Here is a 17,622-nt window from a genome sequence, read left to right as displayed (position 1 = left end):
ATGTTAAGCGCTAATTATCACGTTGTTGTTGATTGGACACAATCAAAACACACTTTTTAAAAAATATTTTATTTAAAAAAGGGGATATTTTTTTGTATATAGTTTAATCAGTGGGTACTGTATAAGTTAATGTATTTAAGAGAATTTCCGCCTGTTTCAAACTATTGTCTAATTTTATTTTATTCAACTTGGCGTTAAATTGATTTTTAGGTTGATAAATCGCATTGATTTCATACCTCTGAGAGTGTGAGCTGATTCATACTTTTATAAAGCTGTAGTATACTGGAGGTCGGATTTCAAGCCCGAACCAGTGGAATTATCAGCGTAACCATAGTGGCGCTGAGTTTCGCCGTTAGGCGTCAAACAAAGAGGAATGTTGCCGTGCTAGAAGCATATCGTAAACACGTCGCAGAACGTGCTGCAGAGGGCGTAGTCCCTAAGCCATTAAATGCACAACAAGTGGCTGAACTGGTTAAGTTATTTGAAACACCCCCAGCAGGTGAAGAGGCATTCATCCTCGACTTGCTCGAAAATCGTATTCCACCAGGAGTAGATGAAGCTGCTTACGTTAAAGCCGCTTTCCTTGATGCAGTCGCTAAAGGCACTGTGTCATCTCCTATCTTAAGCGCAGAACACGCTGTTAAACTGCTTGGCACTATGCAAGGTGGTTACAACATTGAGCCGTTAATTGACCAACTAGATAATGCAGCATTAGCACCTCTATCGGTTACCGCACTTTCAAATACATTGTTGATGTTTGATTCATACCACGATGTTGTTGAAAAAATGCAAGCGGGCAATGATTTTGCTAAGCAAGTAGTTGATGCTTGGGCCAATGCAGATTGGTTCTTAAATCGTCCCAAATTGGCTGACAAAGTTACCTTAACTGTTTTCAAAGTGTCTGGTGAAACTAACACTGATGATTTGTCTCCTGCGCCAGATGCATGGTCTCGTCCAGATATTCCACTACACGCATTAGCAATGCTAAAAAATGCGCGTGACGGTATTGTGCCTGATGAATCAGGTGTTGTGGGTCCAATCAAAGAAATCGAAGCGTTAAAAGGTAAAGGTCATCCTTTAGTTTACGTAGGTGATGTTGTTGGTACGGGTTCTTCACGTAAATCTGCCACTAACTCAGTGTTATGGTTTATGGGTGATGACATTCCTTTTGTACCTAACAAGCGTGCTGGTGGCTTCTGTTTAGGTAACAAAATTGCGCCAATTTTCTTCAACACCATGGAAGATGCGGGTGCATTACCGATCGAACTAAACGTTGATCAAATGGACACTGGCGATGTGATCGATATCTACCCTTATGAAGGTGTAGTTAAGCGTCACGGCACTGATGAAGTTATCTCTACATTCGAGCTTAAAACCGAAGTATTGTTAGATGAAGTTCGTGCTGGTGGTCGTATTCCATTGATCATTGGTCGTGGTCTTACTGACCGTGCGCGTGAAACCTTAGGCCTTGAAGCATCAAAAGTATTCGTTCGTCCACAAGATATCGCTGCATCTAACAAAGGTTTTACTTTAGCCCAAAAAATGGTCGGTAAAGCATGTGGCGTATCAGGTGTTCGTCCTGGTCAATACTGCGAACCTAAGATGACCTCTGTTGGTTCACAAGACACTACCGGTCCTATGACACGTGATGAGTTAAAAGACTTAGCATGTTTAGGCTTTAGTGCTGATTTAACCATGCAGTCATTCTGCCACACTGCGGCTTATCCAAAGCCAGTGGATGTTACCACTCATCACACACTACCAGATTTCATTATGAACCGTGGTGGTGTTGCTTTACGTCCAGGTGACGGGGTTATTCACTCGTGGTTAAACCGTATGTTATTACCAGATACCGTAGGTACTGGTGGTGATTCACATACTCGTTTCCCTATTGGTATTTCGTTCCCAGCCGGTTCTGGTTTAGTGGCATTTGCTGCTGCAACAGGTGTCATGCCTCTTGATATGCCAGAGTCAGTGCTAGTGCGCTTTAAAGGCGAAATGCAACCAGGTATTACCTTACGTGATTTAGTTCATGCTATCCCATTAAAAGCAATTGAAATGGGTCTGCTAACGGTTGAGAAGAAAGGCAAAATCAACGCTTTCTCTGGCCGCGTATTAGAAATCGAAGGTCTTGAAAAACTTAAAGTTGAACAAGCATTCGAATTATCTGATGCATCTGCTGAGCGTTCAGCTGCAGGTTGTAGCATTAAGCTAGACAAAGAGCCAATCATTGAATATCTAACCTCTAACATCGTCATGTTAAAGTGGATGATTGCAGAAGGTTATGGCGATCGTCGTACTATTGAACGTCGTATTACTGCGATGCAAGAATGGATTGCTAACCCACAGTTGATGGAAGCAGATAAAGATGCAGAATATGCTGAAATTATCGAAATCAATCTAAACGACATCAAAGAGCCAATCCTTTGTGCACCAAACGATCCTGATGATGCTGTATTATTATCAAGCGTTGCACAAACTAAGATTGACGAAGTGTTTGTTGGTTCTTGTATGACTAACATCGGTCACTTCCGTGCGACTGGTAAGATGTTAGAAAAGTTTGCTACTACGTTACCAACTCGTTTATGGATTGCACCACCAACTAAGATGGACCGCGATCAATTAACTGAAGAGGGTTACTACTCAATCTTCGGCCGTGTTGGTGCTCGCATCGAGATCCCTGGTTGTTCTCTATGTATGGGTAACCAAGCACGTGTTGCAGAAGGTGCTACTGTAGTATCAACGTCTACACGTAACTTCCCTAACCGTTTAGGTACTGGCGCAAACGTTTACTTAGCATCAGCTGAGTTAGCAGCAGTAGCAGCGTTACTAGGTCGTTTACCTTCAGTTGAAGAATATCAAAACTACGCTAAAGAATTGGATGCAACAGCAGCTGATACTTACCGTTACTTGAACTTCGACCAAATCGATTCTTACACTAAGAAAGCCGACAGCGTGATTTTCCAAGCCGCGCTTTAAGCTTAAACGAGTTAACAATTGATCAAAAATGCCAGCAGAAATGCTGGCATTTTTATTGGTGTTATATTGTTTAACTTGTAACTTATTTCAGGATAAAAATGAGTTTCAACCTATCTTTTTATAAAGATTTACCCTGATCCCACTAAATTAATCAACGGCTAAAACCAATGCGAAAATTAGCCATATCTATGTTCTTATGGCCTGAGGCCACTAACGTCGTGGCGCTTCACCCACACCAGACCAAGAGGAAACCAACGGCTGTTCCCTCTTGGAACTCCCAGCCGCCCCGCAACATTTTCAAACAGCGAAAAGGTCGCCATGGGGATTGATCCAGCTTTTAACTTCGTGTTGGTGTTCTTCAGCCTTATTCGAAAATGCTAACGCTTACGATGGGGCGTCCCTTCCCCTCGAAAGCTAGCGGGCCATCCATGGCCAGCTCACGCTATTTTCTTCAACGGCCTCAAGTTCAGAGTTGAATTTAGGCTTTTTCAATCAAGGAATCTAACTCATTTATGGACAGAAATACGTTTAAGGGACAAGTATTTGAACTTGTTTTTATAAAAATTTACCATGACCCACTAAATTTCTAAAACCCTCAATGTGTTTTCTGGTGTCATATATAGCCACGATCTCTCTTTGAGTGTTAACCCCGTTCTTTGCGAAATTTGATGTAGTCTTTCCCGTAGCTTGCGCCTTGTTATGAGTTATTATAAAAGACCTTCGCTCTTAGCCTTAGATAAGAACGCCAATTTAGTATTATGAGAAGCTGGCTGAAAAGTATTTGCTGCTTTAGCGCTAACCTTTAATGTCGACAATATTGCTCCAGCTACTGTCGCAATTGGAATTGTCATTCCTGTTGCAAAGAAGTCAATTATTGCTCCTGACGCAGCACCAACAGATATATCTTTACCATTTAAATTGAGCTCTGCAGTAATGTCATACTTCTTAGTATTCTCAAAGCGCTCTTTGAACACGGTATCCAAATCATTTATAGCATTGCTTAGATCTGATATGGCTTTTCTGTGTGCCAACTCTTGATCCGGAGCAGACAAAACCAATTCATAAACTGAATCAAGGTACGCGTGAAGTTGCTTTAATTCATCTTTCCTGCGATTTTTGAATTCAAGAATTTCATATATATTTATATTTTCCGCTGGGACTGGCAAAACACCAGACAAATCAACTCTGATTACATTCCGTCGCTGGTTGAAGCCATCTGGAAATAAACTATCACCTCCAAATTGATGTATAACCCAGTCAACAGATTTGTCTTTAACAAGTTCTTTTGCAACAAGACTTTGGCAGGACATAATAGCATCAGTAACTTGATCGCCTTGGAATGATCCCTGAAACCCAACTCTTGGTCGCTCAATTGCGCCCGCTTGTAATAGAAGATCTTCTTCTGGCAAACCTATATATACAAGATTGTTACCAGGAATCACTATTTTATCCCAGTACAGTATATAATATTGAAGCTCTTCAATCGTTAAGCTTCGCTGCATCTGAAAGCCCTGCTGCAGCCTATTAATTATTCCTGGTGAAGCGATAATTCCCCTTTCCAAATTAAACTCCTTACCTGAAGAACTCATAACGTTTTAGTCTTTATGCGTTGCGCTGTTTGCAAGGTGTAAATCGCTTGTTGGATTTGGCCTATGCCACATCTATATTAATCGGTAACTATTTATCTAACGTAGATGCTATAGGAATTTGCTTTTTGGTGATAGTGGTGTTTTGTACAATCTTTCGGCTAATTGCTTGTTCTGACTACACCTTTAAGGTGACTTTTATAGTGCATCATCTTTTTTATTGATCGATTATTGTCTTGGCTCTGATATACCTTGTTAACTCGCAATGGGAAAAAATGAGTTAGTTATACTGACTTTAAAAGTGCTGATTCAACTCTGAACTTGAGGCCGTTGAAGAAAATAGCGTGAGCCTGACAGGACGTCAGGCTAGCTTTCGCGGTACAGGATGTACCATCGGAAGCGTTAGCATTTTCGAATAAGGCCGAAGAACACGAAAATGAAGTCAAAAGCTGGATCTATTTCCGTCGCAATTTTTTCGCTGCTGTTGTTTGGTTAAATAGCGAAAATGTTGCCGGAACGGCAGGGGTGATTCAAGAGGGGATTGCTGTTGATCCCCTTTTGGCCGGTGCAGGGTGGAACCTTGCGATCTTAATTCAAACGAAGTTTGAAAAATCCGGCGTGGGCGAGGCGCTACGACCTTAGTGGCCGTATGTCATCATAAGCATTAAGCATAAAGAAACACCTGGATCCCGGCTCAAAAGCATTGCCGGGATGACGAGGTTAATGAGATTTATTGCCAGAAGTGCAACTTTGGCACTTAGTCTGGTGTGGGCGAAGCGCCACGACGTTAGTGGCCGCAGGCCATTGTTAAAAAGAATGAATATTTAATATTCATCGATAATTAACTATACCCATCATTCAAAAATGCCAGCAAAATCGCTGGCATTTGTAGTAGAGTCATTTAACGTTTGCGAATGATGACAACATCCTTTTGATGAACGTTATTAACATTAACGACGCGATATGCCGCGGGTTTAACAACGACCACTTTAGTTACTGTCTTTTTATTAGTAGGCGCTTTTGCGTGTCCATGATGAGCACGTGGGGCACAAGCACTCAAACTGATAATAGCGAATCCGACCAATAACACTTTAATGACAGGAAATTGAATTGACTGTTTCATACACACCTCGGTACGAGTGAAGACTATAACTAAGCATAATCGTTTGAATGTCAATTGCTGATCGCGATGAGTAAAGTTATGCAAATATAGTATTGAAATTAACGACTATCGTTAAAACGTACCGTAATCATGAATACTTAATATTCATCGAAATCAGTGGTTCTCGTGAGCCTTTCTCTGCACGCAATCTGGCTAAATACTGTTGCCATAATTCAGTTTGATTACTGCACAAGTTATGTAGCACCTGCCAAGAATACAAGCCGGTATCATGACCATCATCAAAGGTGATTTTTACCGCATAATGACCAACAGGTTCGAGCGCTTTAATGTTTACGGCTTTCTTATGGGTAACCAATATTGGGTCGCCATGACGTTGTACTTCAGCCGAGGGTGAGAAGACTCGGAGCATTTCACAACTGATGTTGTAAGTTTGGTCATTATCAAATGTCACTTCGAGTAACTTAGATTGGCGTTTAAGTTTAATGCCGGTGACGGTAGGCGTTGATTGGGTCATGGGAATACCTATAAAAAAAAGGATTAACGCTAAATCGCAGATTATCATCATACGCGATTTTGCTGTTAATCCTATTGTTGTAACCTGCATTCGTGATGTTTATTCATAAACCAAAAAGTCACGAGACCTCCCATCAATAATAATCAAATGGGAGGGCGCTTGATTCAAATAATGGTTATAAAATAAAGCGGCTTAAATCTTCATCTTGTACCAAGGTATCAAGGTGATCATTGACATATTCAGCGTCAATGACAAATTTAGAACCTGACTTTTCAGAAGCATCGTATGAAATCTCTTCCATCAATTTTTCCATCACGGTATGTAAACGACGTGCACCAATGTTTTCGGTGCGCTCATTCACTTGCCATGCCGCTTCTGCAATGCGTTCAATACCTGACTCTGTAAATTCGATGGTGACGCCTTCGGTGTTCATTAGGGCGACATGTTGCTCAGTAAGTGAGGCAAATGGCTCTGTTAGAATACGTTTAAAATCAGCTGCGGTAAGGGCGTCTAATTCAACACGAATAGGTAAACGGCCTTGAAGCTCTGGAATTAGATCAGACGGTTTAGACATCTGGAATGCACCAGAAGCAATAAACAAAATGTGATCAGTTTTAACCATGCCGTGTTTAGTGGAAACTGTGCAGCCTTCGACTAATGGCAGTAAGTCACGTTGCACACCTTCACGAGATACATCGGGACCTGAGCTTTCACCGCGTTTACAAATTTTGTCGATTTCGTCTAAAAACACAATACCATTTTGCTCAACCAGCTCGATGGCTTGTTCTTTTAAGTCTTCTTGATTGACTAGTTTTGCCGCTTCATCTTCAACCAACTGCTTGTAAGCATCTTTAATTTTAAGCTTTTTACGTTTAGAGGTGCTTTGGCCAAGGTTTTGAAATAAGCCTTGTAACTGATTGGTCATTTCTTCCATGCCTGGAGGGGCCATGATTTCAACACCAACTTGAGGCGCAGCAACATCTATTTCAATTTCTTTGTCGTCTAATTGACCTTCGCGCAGCTTTTTACGGAAAACCTGACGGGTAGTCGAGTCATCTTTTTGGTCGGTATCCCAGTCATCTTTTGGCTTAGGCAATAACGCATCTAAAATACGTTCTTCGGCCATTTCTTCGGCGCGATGACGGCATTTTTTCATTTGCTGTTCGCGAGTCATTTTCACTGCTGAGTCGGTTAAATCACGGATGATTTGTTCCACTTCTTTACCGACATAACCTACTTCGGTAAATTTGGTCGCTTCAACTTTGATAAAGGGGGCGTTAGCCAATTTAGCTAAACGACGGGCGATTTCAGTTTTACCAACGCCGGTAGGGCCAATCATTAAAATATTTTTTGGAGTCACTTCATGGCGAAGTTCTGGCTCAAGTTGCATCCGGCGCCAGCGGTTTCGCAATGCAACGGCTACTGAGCGTTTGGCATTTTGTTGGCCAATGATATGTGCATCTAGTTCGTGAACAATTTCACGTGGAGTCATTTCAGACATAACTGTTCCTTTATTAACGCTCGAATTAGTAGTCTAACTTTTCGATAGTTTTGAATTGGTTGGTGAATACGCAAATATCGCCCGCAATCGTCAGTGATTTTTCTGCTATTTCTTCCGCGCTTAACTCAGTATTTTGCAGTAATGCTAAGGCTGATGCATGAGCATAGTTTCCGCCAGAACCAATCGCAATTAAGTCATATTCCGGTTGAACGACGTCGCCATTACCGGTAATAATTAATGATGATTCAGTATCAGCCACAACCAACATAGCTTCGAGCTTACGCAGCATTTTGTCGCTACGCCAATCTTTGGCAAGCTCTACGGCAGATTTTAATAAATGGCCTTGATGCATTTCGAGCTTGGCTTCAAAACGCTCAAAAAGAGTAAATGCATCGGCAGTACCGCCAGCAAAACCGGCTAATACTTTATTGTGGTATAGGCGACGCACTTTACGTGCATTACCTTTCATCACGGTATTGCCTAGAGACACTTGGCCATCACCAGCGATGACAACTTGATTATTACGGCGTACGGATACGATAGTAGTCACGGTAAATCCTCTTCACTAATACATCAACGGGTCATTAGGGTGAATGCAATTGTTGATTGATAAAATGGATATGGGGACAAAATGACAGATATCAAGCGATGGATAACAAAAAGCCCTGTTACAGAGAACAGGGCTAAAGTGATTTATACAGCAATATCAGACGAGCAGCGTTATTCCCACAACCAAATTAAGCAGCCATTTAAACCTGCGTTCTGCATCTTATGACGATTATGTTCAGCATCGCGCTTGTTAGGATAAGGTCCTAATACCACGCGATACCACACGCCATTGGTACCTTCGCTGCGACGCACTTGTGCCTCTGCACCTTGGAAGGCAATTCTGGCCTTCATTTCATTTGCTTGCGACTCTTGCCTAAACGATCCACATTGCATTTGATAAATGCCACTAGACACTACGCCAGTTTGCGGCAAGTCTATTTCAACTTGCTTATTTTCAAGCTCTTCCAGATAAGTCCATTCTTCCTGTGGCTTAGGTGGTAGTGCATTAGGATCTTTCTTGATCACTTTTTTTGGTGTTTCTACAGTCGCGGTTGATACCGTTTTCTTTTTGGGTTGTTGAGCTGGCTCTGATACGACGGATGAGTCGGAGCTGCCATTAATGGACCATAAGAAATAACCAAAACCTATGACTAAGGTGAGTATCACAAAAACAGCCAAGTAAGGAAAAGAGCGTTTAGGTGCTTTTTTTCGTTGTGGCGCACGGGCTTTAGCGCCCGCACGAGGTTTGCGATTTGCGTAGTCACGACTCATGATTACATCCGCTCTAGGGTTTCAATGCCAAGCAGCGACAAGCCCGTTTTTAAGGTTTTAGCGGTTAATTGTGCAAGCAATAAACGGCTTTGCTTTTGCGCTTCAGTTTCGGCAGCAAGCACTGGGCAAGCTTCATAGAAACTCGAAAACTCACTCGCTAGTTCATAAAGGTAACCACATAATACATGCGGCAAGCCTTTGTCTGTCATGCGAGTTAACACTTCACCAAATTGCGCCAGTTTAGTACCTAAGTCTTTTTCTTTTTCATGCTCAAGTACAATCTTAGCTTGGCTAAGATCTATATCCGTTGCACGTTTAAAAATACCAGCTACTCGGGTGTAGGCATATAGTAGATAAGGTGCAGTATTACCTTCAAAACTAAGCATTTGCTCAAAACTAAAAATATAATCACTGGTACGGTTCTTGGACAGATCGGCATACTTAACTGAGCTGATACCCACTACGCGAGCAATTTCAGTGAGGGTTGCTTCATCCATATCTGGGTTTTTACTGCGAACCAGCTCAAGTGCGCGAACATCGGCTTCATCCAGCAAATCAACTAATTTAACCACTCCGCCTGAACGGGTTTTAAATGGACGACCATCTTCACCATTCATGGTGCCAAAGCCTGTGTGCTCTAGCGACATTTCAGGGCGAACAAATTTAGCGAGTTTTGCAAGGCTAAACACTTGTTGGAAATGCAGGGCTTGGCGTAAATCGACAAAGTACATGGCGCGGTCGGCTTTTAGTACGTTTGAGCGGTAACGCATAGCCGCTAAATCTGATGTTGCGTATAAATAGCCACCATCTGCTTTTTGAATAATAACCGGTAAAGGCTCGCCTTCTTTATTACGAAATGCTTCTTGGAATACCACTTTAGCGCCATTGCTTTCGCTTAACAGGCATTGGGCATCTAAATCTTTAACCACTTGGGCTAAGTCGGCATTGTAGGCACTTTCGCCGTGAACATCTGCACGGGTTAAGCTAACGCCTAAACGCTTATATACATCATGACAATGGCTTAAAGAGATGTCGTTAAATTCGCGCCATAGCTTATTGCAGTATTCATCACCTGATTGTAATGCGACGACAAGTTGACGGGCACGAGTAGCAAATTCAGTAGACTCATCAAAACGTACTTTAGCCGCACGATAAAAACTTTCTAAGTCAGACAGTTCCATTTTGGCTTGTTCGCCATTGGCTGCACGTAACTCTTCCATTAACGCCAGTAGCATACCAAACTGAGTGCCCCAGTCGCCGACGTGGTTTTGGCGAATGACGTTATGGCCTAAATACTCGAGTGCGCGCACGACGCTGTCACCAATGATGGTTGAGCGTAAGTGGCCTACGTGCATTTCTTTGGCTAAGTTTGGCGAAGAATAGTCGACAACGATGGTTTGCTTAGTCGGTAAAGCCACCCCTAAATGGTCACTGGTCAGCGCTTGTTGTAGTTGATTAGCTAATGCATTGTCATCAATGAAAAAGTTAATAAAACCCGGACCGGCAATTTCTACTTTGGCCACATAAGATGATGCTGGCAAGGTATCAATAATTAGCTGTGCTAATTCGCGCGGGTTCTTTTTAGCTACTTTGGTCAGCATCATTGCAAGGTTAGTCGCTAAGTCACCATGACTTTTATCTTTAGTGCGATCGACCTGAATGCGAGCTTGAAAATCAGCTGGCACAATTCCTTGCTGTTTGAAGGATTCGATGGTTTGTTCAAGTAAAGATTCAATATGTGATTTCATGGGCGTTTTCTTGCACTAATTCGTTAAATGAATGACATGACGGAACCGCATATTTTAGCCGTTTATGGGGGGTGATTGCTATCTGCTTTAGCGGAAATATTGGTTTTTTTATGCTGATTATCAACCTAAGCGAAGTTTATGACAGATATAGGGTCCGTTGGCTTAGTAAAAATACAGCTTTACATCAAATCCTGCGGATCTCGATCGATGCTCCAACGGCATCGCTTACTTTCAGGTATTTGTTCAATGAGTGCTAATACGCGTTCGAATTCGGTTTGCAAGCGCTGACGACTTTTGGCTTGCAGTATTAATTGGCGTCGATATTTTCCTGCTTTACGATCTAGCGGCGCAGGAATAGGGCCAATAATTTCAAAGTCTTTATCTTGCGGTAGTAGCTCGCTAGTGCGCGCTAGAAAAGCATCAGCATCTTCGGCTAAATGTGCTTCTGCGCGAATTAATACCATGTGCCATGCGGGTGGTAATAATGCTTGTTGGCGCTCTTTTAGCTGGCTGCGAGCAAACTCGCCATAACCGCGTTTTAACAGATCACGTAAAATGGGGTTATCACTTTGATGGGTTTGCAGTAGTACTTTACCGGGTTTGTCTGCACGGCCAGCACGACCTGAAACTTGAGTGTATAGTTGCCCAAAACGTTCTGGTGCTCGAAAGTCTGCGCTGAACAATGCGCCATCGACGTCAAGTAAACCGACTAAGGTGACATCGGGAAAGTGATGTCCTTTGGCGAGCATTTGGGTGCCGACTAAAATTTTATATTTACCCATGTAAATCCCTTTGAGCTGCTGTTCAAGGGAGCCTTTACGTCTGGTGGTGTCTCGGTCAATGCGGACAACCGGGTATTTGGGAAACAGTTTAATCAATTCTTGTTCAAGTTGTTCAGTACCCAAACCGTGGCCCATTAGCATGGTACTACCACATTGATGGCATTGGCGCGGGATAGCGTATTGATTGCCGCAGTGATGGCAACAAATCTCGTTTAAGCCTTGATGGACGGTAAAAAAAGCATCACAACGATCGCACTCATGTAAATGGCCGCATTCATGACAAAGCAAGGCCGGAGCAAATCCGCGGCGGTTTAGAAATAGCAGTACCTGATTACCCGCATCAAGGTGCATACGCATTTCATTAATTAATGATGTCGACATGCCAGCTTTTAATGGTTGCGAGGTAATATCGACAATACCTTGCTTAACCTTTTGCGCAGCACCAGCGCGTTCACTCAGTTCCAAGTGATGATAGCGGCCTGATAGCGCATTTTGTAAGGTTTCTAATGATGGCGTTGCGGAGCCTAATACCACTTGAATATCTTCAAGATGCCCACGCATTACCGCCAAGTCACGCGCGTGGTAACGCACACCTTCCTGTTGCTTAAAGCTGCTGTCATGCTCTTCATCAAGAATAATTAACCCTGGGTAAGCCATTGGAGTAAAGAGTGCTGAGCGAGTGCCGATAATAATTGCTGCTTCACCGACACGAGCCTGACGCCAAGCTTCTAAGCGTTGATTATCAGTTAATCCGGAATGTATCACGGCAACATTGACTTCAAACCGACGCTTGAAGCGATTAATGGTTTGCGGTGTTAAACCAATTTCAGGCACGAGGATCAGTGCTTGTTTACCTTGTTTTAAAATTGTCTCAAGCAAGGTGAGGTAGACTTCGGTTTTACCCGAACCAGTAATGCCTTCTAATAAGGTGCAATGAAACCCTTGTTGTTGAGTAAGCACTGAAACTGCGACGGCTTGCTGTTTGTTCAGCTTATGAGGTGACTCATTCATAATAAGCTGTTGGCGCCAGCTTAAATCATGACTAAGTACTTTTTGCTGCCGTTCAATCCATTGTTTTTGTTCTAATGCTTTTAATGCCGCTTTGCTTAATTGTTGGGTGGTGAAATCATCTTGGCTGATAGGGTTTGCAAGCAATAACTCGTACAGTTTTTTCTGTGCTGGAGCACGTTTTAATACGCTAGAATCAGCATTGCGCCCTTCGGGGCTTAAATGATATTCAACCACCGCTTGCGGCGCCGCTTCGAGGCCTTTTCTCAATGCGACAGGCAACGCTTGGCTGAGCATTTGTCCTTGAGTCGTAAAGTAATACCGGGCGGCCCAGAGGGTTAATTTATATAGCGAATCGGGTAACAATGGGGCATCATCTAGTACTGCAGTTACCGATTTTATTTGTTGCGGTGCTAAGTCACAGCTGTCAGTAATAGCAGTAATTAAGCCGATGAGTTGTTGAGGGCCAAAAGGGACTTTTACTCGAAGACCGATTTGCAATCCTGCTTGTTGTTCGTCTTTTACGCGATAGCTAAAGTTTCTGCGTAATGGGACGGGTAAGGCGACTTCAACAAACACGGGCATAAGACTTCATCATTTTTCAATTCGATAGTGGATTGCGGATCAGTTTACCTCTAAGTGTCATCAAAGAGATAGGGCAACATATATATGCGTAAAGGACTTATTGAGGTCATCATCCTAGTATTTGGGGTATTGGGCTATATTGCTACGCCAATGGCTCAAGTGAATCATGTCAGTATCAATAGTCGTCAATTTGAATTGAATAATGAACCGCAATTAAAAATCAATATTGTGGCACAAAATGATGATGCATCGCGGTTAAGGTTTTATATTCGTCAGCTGGATGGCAACTTGGGTGGTAGGAACGTGCTGCAACAGAAGTTAGTTGTGCAGAGTATTAATCGTTTTTTGTTGCAGCTCAAGGGTACAGATATTGTCAGTGATTCAAATGCACAGTTAATCGTTACCGAAAACACTGAGGCGGGAGCGGTTACGTTAGCAGTAATAGCGTTATTTGATGCACCTTATTCAGTTAATAGTGCAACCTTAGTCCCTTATATTGAAAAGCCTCGAGTACTGCCAGTAGCAAAAGACACCGCTAGTGCAAAAGCATCCAAAAGTCGCCAAGATGATAGCGGTTTGGATCAGGCTACATTATTAGCAGAACCACAATCCGCCCCATCCAAAGCCGAAGCCTCTCAACACGCGGGATGTTTAATTGAGCGAGATAATAGTGACACATTATGGCGTATAGCGAACCGTTACAAAGAGCAATGGCATACCAGTGTTTATGGTGCGATGTTAGCTATTTTTGAGGCTAACTTGTTGGCTTTTTCCAAGCAAAAAATTCATTTATTACTCAAAGATGTTTCGTTGAATTGCCCATCAACGGCTATTTTGGCCGAATACAATAATAAAGCAGTAGATAAAAAAGTCTTTGAGGTTATTGAAGCAAAACATGCAGCTAAATAAGGTTTCTGATCATAATTAGTGATAAAAAGTAGTACTTAATCGAGTATTTACTTTTGTTTATCAGTAATTAGTTGCAGCTGGTTATGTTAGTTTATATAGTTGCCCGTGTTAATACTTATGATTTGGCTCTATGATAAGGTTAAAAAAGTAAACAATAATAATAAATTACAGTGCTGACGAGCTAAGCATGAGCATTTTATTTGTTGGTGTATAAGTGAATTTAACATCATGGTTTTACGGCGTGTTTTACGCTGTGCTGAAGCGGTTTATAATCGAAAGGATTGATTTAATGAAAAGCTTTAAGGTGCTAGCAGTATTAGCATTATTGGCCGTTGATAGTATTTCAACTGCTATTGCACAAGTCAGTCATATCAGTATTGATACTATTCCATTTGAAAGTGGACAATCTCCTCAGTTAACTGTGAACATTATAACCGATCACCATGATTTATCGCGGCTGACATTTTATTTACGCCAAATTTATCAAGATAATATTGTGTTAGAAAAGCTTGAAGTTGAACAGCGTGATCGTGATGTATTTGTATTAAGTGGTACCGAGAAAATACGCGATCAAGATGCGGCACTCATTGTTTCTGAATACCGTAATGCTAAATGGCTACAATACTCACCTGTACCTTTATTTTCTCAAGCCATTGTTCAGAGCCAATACCAGCCTGTAGCCATTAAAACCATGAAGTCAGCATCGGCATTATCGACTTCTATGCCAACAACAATAAGTCGCAAGGCCATTGCTATACCTCAGGTAACTACAACGCAAAAAAATCTGAATAATTGTCAGATAAATCAGTTACCGAATGATACTTTATGGAAAATAGCGGTGCGCTACCGTAAACAATGGAATTCAAATATTTATGGTGCAATGCTTGCGCTTTATCAAACGAATCCCTCTGCATTCTATCAAGATAAAATTAGTCTACTGCAATTAGGCAGCTCGTTACGTTGTCCATCAATGGCGACTCTTTTGCGCTATCAAAATGTCGCTGTAGATAAGATAACATTCGACAATTTAGTCGCCAGTCAACGCGGTAAGTCTCAAGTAGTACCAATGCCTACTCTACCAGTGCCAGCAACTGTTATCGCCACCCAGCCGGTATTGAGCAATGGTTCGATGAATGATATGGACAGTAAAAAATCTGAAAGTAATGAGTTATTGGCGGCTATTCATGAAACGAAAATATTGCCTCAGCCATTGCCAATTAAGAACGTAGCCAAGCTATCTCTACCGACTTATGGCCAAGATAACATCTGCGTAATGGATAAATTCCCTCAAGACACTTTATGGCGAGTTGCTGATCGTTATTATCGACAATGGCAAATCAGTGTCTATGGCGCAATGCTGGCGATTTATGAGGCAAACCCAGATGCGTTTGCCAATGGTAAAATCTACTTATTGATGTCTGATAGCCGTTTACAATGCCCATCAGGTGAGATGTTAAAGCAACATCAAAATTCATCTAAGGCACAAATCACCTATGAAGCACTAGAGCGCACGCATCGCCAATAATAGTATCGATTAGAAATTCTACTTGTTTGTGTATTAGAGACACTGTATTATCTCGCGCCTAAAACATATTGTTATTAACTGCATGTGGTGCTCAACTTCGGGTTGGGAGAGCGACATGGCCTTCAATTTAAGGTAGCCCAAAATGAAAACAGGTATTCACCCAAATTACGCTGAAATCACTGCAACTTGTACTTGTGGTAACATCATCAAAGTGAACTCAACTGCAGGTAAAAACCTACACTTGGACGTATGTGGTGCATGTCACCCATTCTACACTGGTACTCAGAAAGTTGTTGATACTGGTGGTCGTATTGACAAGTTCAACAAGCGTTTTGGTATGCTTGGTAAAAAGTAATTGCATTGCAATTTACTTGAATAAGGCGCCTTTGGCGCCTTTTTTGTTTTTTGATATTACTATTGTATTGTGCTGTGAAGAAAACTAATTTTTTAGTGGTAAACAATACAAAAAAACACAAACCTCACTTTATTGTTATTTAGACAAAATAAACTGCAAATATCGGCGTCTATATCCGATTACTATCGTAAATCTTGTTATTTTCCTACATTTTTAACTTATTGATTTATATATATTCATGTTCGATTAGTTAGAATAATAAAACGTACCCTCTGTTTTGACTCACAACACCTCCTATCACTTAGTTTTTGATTTATATAATCTCTGTATTAGCGTATTGTTATTAAAATTTTAGATGGCCAGCAAGCTCACTGTTAATGTGGACAGCGGATCATACTTTCCTTCATAGATAGCGCATTTCAGGATGTATAAAATGTCAGATATTCGTCAACAAGCTCTCGATTATCATGAGTTCCCAGTACCAGGTAAAACAGCTGTTTGCCTGACGAAACCGGCTCAATCAAGCCATGATCTAGCATTGGCCTATAGTCCTGGGGTAGCAGAGCCTGTTAGAGAGATTGCATCTAATCCTGAAAACGCTTATCGATATACCAATAAAGGTAATACAGTAGCGGTTATTACCAACGGCACGGCTATTTTAGGTCTAGGTAATTTAGGCCCATTAGCGTCAAAACCGGTTATGGAAGGAAAATCACTTCTGTTTAAACGGTTTGCGAATATTGATTCGATTGATATTGAAGTGAAACACCGCACAACGGAAGATTTTATTAATACCGTCGAATCTATTGCTGATACCTTCGGCGGGATTAACTTAGAAGACATCAAGGCGCCTGAATGTTTTGAAATTGAACAAGAGCTGATTAAGCGATGTAATATTCCGGTATTTCATGACGATCAACACGGCACCGCTATTGTCACGGCAGCAGGCATGTTGAATGCTCTGGAAATTCAAGGTAAAAAAATTGATGATGCTATTTTTGTTTGTTTAGGCGCTGGTGCAGCTGCTATTGCATGTATGACGATGATTGTTAAATGTGGCGCCTTACGTGAAAATGTTTATATGTTAGACAGGCAAGGGGTGATTCATACGCGTCGTGAAGATCTCAATGAATATAAAGCATTATTTGCTAACAATACAGACAAACGCACCCTGCAAGATGTGATTAAAGATGCCGATGTATTTTTAGGACTGTCGGGTGCAGATTTATTGGCTGCCGATGATATTGCGTTAATGGCGCCTAATCCGGTGATCTTTGCCTGTTCAAATCCTGATCCTGAAATTAAACCTGAATTAGCTCATAACATCCGTAAAGACTTAATTATGGGTACTGGTCGTAGTGACTATCCAAATCAAGTGAACAATGTATTGTGCTTCCCGTTTATTTTTCGAGGCGCACTCGATGTTCGCGCAGCGGTCATTAATGACGAAATGAAGCTAGCTGCTGTATATGCTATTGCTAACCTCGCTAAAGAGCCTGTTCCTGCTGAGGTGTTAGCGGCTTATCCTAACGTGTCATCATTGAGTTTTGGCCCACAATATGTGCTGCCTAAACCAATGGACCCAAGATTACTGCCGCTGGTAGCTCGCGCAGTATCGCAAGCGGCTATCGATTCAGGGGTGGCAAAAATCACCACATTACCGACTGAATACAAAGTGTAATAAGCA

General features: G+C 41.8%; 13 protein-coding genes. 5 read left to right on the top strand and 8 right to left on the bottom strand.

What is annotated here, in order from left to right; translation table 11 throughout:
* Positions 1–381: 381 nt before the first annotated feature.
* Positions 382–2,979, top strand: coding sequence for a bifunctional aconitate hydratase 2/2-methylisocitrate dehydratase (acnB, locus tag EGC86_RS04920; RefSeq protein ID WP_011639185.1), 2,598 nt, complete (start codon positions 382–384; stop codon positions 2,977–2,979).
* Between the two features lie 707 nt (positions 2,980–3,686).
* On the opposite strand, the gene EGC86_RS04915 is transcribed toward acnB, so the two are convergent.
* The 8 genes from EGC86_RS04915 to priA form a co-directional block, all read right to left on the bottom strand.
* Positions 3,687–4,568 (bottom strand): DUF6236 family protein, encoded by an 882-nt coding sequence (locus tag EGC86_RS04915; protein ID WP_243638310.1) that lies wholly within the window; start codon positions 4,566–4,568, stop codon positions 3,687–3,689.
* A gap of 898 nt (positions 4,569–5,466) precedes the next feature.
* Positions 5,467–5,688 (bottom strand): hypothetical protein, encoded by a 222-nt coding sequence (locus EGC86_RS04905; RefSeq protein WP_041413245.1) that lies wholly within the window; start codon positions 5,686–5,688, stop codon positions 5,467–5,469.
* Between the two features lie 127 nt (positions 5,689–5,815).
* A complete protein-coding gene (locus EGC86_RS04900; RefSeq protein WP_011639181.1) occupies positions 5,816–6,202 on the bottom strand; it encodes a gamma-butyrobetaine hydroxylase family protein in 387 nt (128 codons plus the stop codon).
* Between the two features lie 175 nt (positions 6,203–6,377).
* Positions 6,378–7,703 (bottom strand): ATP-dependent protease ATPase subunit HslU, encoded by a 1,326-nt coding sequence (gene hslU, locus EGC86_RS04895; RefSeq protein WP_011639180.1) that lies wholly within the window; start codon positions 7,701–7,703, stop codon positions 6,378–6,380.
* Between the two features lie 25 nt (positions 7,704–7,728).
* Positions 7,729–8,253, bottom strand: a complete 525-nt coding sequence (gene hslV, locus EGC86_RS04890) for an ATP-dependent protease subunit HslV (protein WP_011639179.1) — start codon at positions 8,251–8,253, stop codon at positions 7,729–7,731.
* A gap of 170 nt (positions 8,254–8,423) precedes the next feature.
* Positions 8,424–9,023 (bottom strand): SPOR domain-containing protein, encoded by a 600-nt coding sequence (locus tag EGC86_RS04885; protein WP_123776800.1) that lies wholly within the window; start codon positions 9,021–9,023, stop codon positions 8,424–8,426.
* A gap of 2 nt (positions 9,024–9,025) precedes the next feature.
* On the bottom strand, positions 9,026–10,771 hold the full coding sequence (gene argS, locus EGC86_RS04880; RefSeq protein WP_123776799.1) for an arginine--tRNA ligase: 1,746 nt from the start codon (positions 10,769–10,771) through the stop codon (positions 9,026–9,028).
* A 179-nt stretch (positions 10,772–10,950) separates the two neighbouring features.
* On the bottom strand, positions 10,951–13,146 hold the full coding sequence (gene priA / locus EGC86_RS04875; RefSeq protein ID WP_011639176.1) for a primosomal protein N': 2,196 nt from the start codon (positions 13,144–13,146) through the stop codon (positions 10,951–10,953).
* Between the two features lie 84 nt (positions 13,147–13,230).
* Between priA and EGC86_RS04870 the strand changes: the two genes are divergently transcribed.
* The 4 genes from EGC86_RS04870 (at position 13,231) to EGC86_RS04855 (ending at position 17,616) form a co-directional block, all read left to right on the top strand.
* Positions 13,231–14,055, top strand: coding sequence for a FimV/HubP family polar landmark protein (locus EGC86_RS04870; RefSeq protein ID WP_123776798.1), 825 nt, complete (start codon positions 13,231–13,233; stop codon positions 14,053–14,055).
* 289 nt (positions 14,056–14,344) lie between these two features.
* Entirely contained in the window at positions 14,345–15,580 is a 1,236-nt protein-coding gene (locus EGC86_RS04865; protein WP_123776797.1) for a FimV/HubP family polar landmark protein, read from the top strand.
* A 142-nt stretch (positions 15,581–15,722) separates the two neighbouring features.
* Complete coding sequence (rpmE, locus tag EGC86_RS04860; RefSeq protein ID WP_011639173.1) at positions 15,723–15,935, top strand: 50S ribosomal protein L31; 213 nt, start codon at positions 15,723–15,725, stop codon at positions 15,933–15,935.
* 433 nt (positions 15,936–16,368) lie between these two features.
* Positions 16,369–17,616: a malic enzyme-like NAD(P)-binding protein gene (locus EGC86_RS04855; protein WP_011639172.1), complete on the top strand. Its 1,248-nt coding sequence runs from the start codon at positions 16,369–16,371 to the stop codon at positions 17,614–17,616.
* The last annotated feature ends 6 nt before the right edge of the window (positions 17,617–17,622 follow it).

The sequence above is a fragment of the Shewanella frigidimarina genome (genome assembly GCF_003797125.1).
Classification (GTDB): Bacteria; Pseudomonadota; Gammaproteobacteria; order Enterobacterales; family Shewanellaceae; genus Shewanella; species Shewanella frigidimarina.
Note: the sequence above shows the minus strand (reverse complement) of the source record. Positions and strands in the feature narration are given on the sequence as shown.

Excerpts from the sequence above, each read along its gene's own strand:
- EGC86_RS04915 (WP_243638310.1), bottom strand. The coding sequence starts at position 4,568 with ATGAGTTCTTCAGGTAAGGAGTTTAATTTGGAAAGGGGAATTATCGCT.
- EGC86_RS04905 (WP_041413245.1), bottom strand. The coding sequence starts at position 5,688 with ATGAAACAGTCAATTCAATTTCCTGTCATTAAAGTGTTATTGGTCGGA.
- EGC86_RS04900 (WP_011639181.1), bottom strand. The coding sequence starts at position 6,202 with ATGACCCAATCAACGCCTACCGTCACCGGCATTAAACTTAAACGCCAA.
- hslU (WP_011639180.1), bottom strand. The coding sequence starts at position 7,703 with ATGTCTGAAATGACTCCACGTGAAATTGTTCACGAACTAGATGCACAT.
- EGC86_RS04885 (WP_123776800.1), bottom strand. The coding sequence starts at position 9,023 with ATGAGTCGTGACTACGCAAATCGCAAACCTCGTGCGGGCGCTAAAGCC.
- argS (WP_123776799.1), bottom strand. The coding sequence starts at position 10,771 with ATGAAATCACATATTGAATCTTTACTTGAACAAACCATCGAATCCTTC.
- priA (WP_011639176.1), bottom strand. The coding sequence starts at position 13,146 with ATGCCCGTGTTTGTTGAAGTCGCCTTACCCGTCCCATTACGCAGAAAC.
- EGC86_RS04870 (WP_123776798.1), top strand. The coding sequence starts at position 13,231 with ATGCGTAAAGGACTTATTGAGGTCATCATCCTAGTATTTGGGGTATTG.
- EGC86_RS04865 (WP_123776797.1), top strand. The coding sequence starts at position 14,345 with ATGAAAAGCTTTAAGGTGCTAGCAGTATTAGCATTATTGGCCGTTGAT.
- rpmE (WP_011639173.1), top strand. The coding sequence starts at position 15,723 with ATGAAAACAGGTATTCACCCAAATTACGCTGAAATCACTGCAACTTGT.
- EGC86_RS04855 (WP_011639172.1), top strand. The coding sequence starts at position 16,369 with ATGTCAGATATTCGTCAACAAGCTCTCGATTATCATGAGTTCCCAGTA.